This window comes from Methylobacterium sp. BTF04, assembly GCF_010692745.1.
Classification (GTDB): Bacteria; Pseudomonadota; Alphaproteobacteria; order Rhizobiales; family Beijerinckiaceae; genus Methylobacterium.
Genome location: NZ_JAAHTB010000197.1, coordinates 1 through 1,042 on the forward strand (window position 1 = coordinate 1; position 1,042 = coordinate 1,042).

A 1,042-nucleotide genomic window follows, 5' to 3' on the forward strand; every position below is an offset into this window, starting at 1 on the left:
GGTCTCCTCCCGCTGCCCCCGCTCTGGAAAACATAGAAACTGATAGATGGTCAGGTCTATGGCTCTATTTCAACTAAAGATACAAAACTTTAAAATATAATAAGCTCCAGCCTGGGAAAGGTAAGTTAATTAATCGCTTCCTCAGCCGGTATTTTTTGAATCATCCGCGAAAGCAAGTTCCTAACCTGCATCCTGCCCAAGAATCTCAAGACGCTCGGTACTTTCAAAAAGGCGGACTTACCTACCTCACTCCACATCAGCTAGATTTTCCAGGTTTCTAGCCTAAACGGATGGTAAATTATATAATGGACGTCATCCTATTACCGAGCCAACCTGACGCTAGCGGATGTGGCCGACTTATTGCCGAACTGCAATCTGCAATAGAACGTGGCGAAGAAACTGGCAGCCGGCAATTCCAGATCCTGCAGCTCGATAGTCTGCTCGAACGAAATCTTGTTATACTAAAACAGCGACTAAACGCGCTACCGAAAAACTCCCCGTTTACTGATGTGTTTTGTGCCGAAGCTGACGAATTCACTAATTTGGTTAGCAAGGTGCGGGGTATCATCCGTAATCTAGCTTAAGAGTGTAGAATATTAAAAATTACTTATGCAGTCTTAGTTAATAGACCTGTTTAGGAATACAGCTATGTGGATGTTCAATCGCAACAATAGCCCGATCATGGAAGCCATCGACCGTTCCCAAGCGATAATCGAGTTTGCTCCAGACGGTACGATTTTAACGGCTAATAATAACTTCCTAAAAGTAGTCGGCTACAAACTCGACGAAATCAAGGGCCGACACCATCGCTTGTTTGTTGATCCAATTGAAAGTGAGGGCCAGGAATATAAGGCTTTCTGGATCGCACTTGCTAAAGGCGAATTCAAGGCGTCGGAGTATCGCCGCTTCGGTAAAAGCGGCAAGCCGATTTGGCTTCAGGCCACGTACAATCCGATCCTGGACCGCGCTGGCAAGACGACGCGAATCCTTAGCCCGTCTTATTCATCAGGCTGTTGCGGACGGTGGGTTCTGGGCTGATGGC

Annotated in this window: 1 protein-coding gene; it reads left to right on the plus strand. The window is 46.5% G+C overall.

The features are described from left to right. Positions 1-648: 648 nt before the first annotated feature. Entirely contained in the window at positions 649-1,038 is a 390-nt protein-coding gene (locus tag G3T14_RS24290; RefSeq protein WP_163645023.1) for a PAS domain-containing protein, read from the plus strand. Positions 1,039-1,042 lie beyond the last annotated feature (4 nt).

Coding starts and splice junctions, on each gene's coding strand:
- G3T14_RS24290 (WP_163645023.1), top strand. CDS start 649: ATGTGGATGTTCAATCGCAACAATAGCCCGATCATGGAAGCCATCGAC.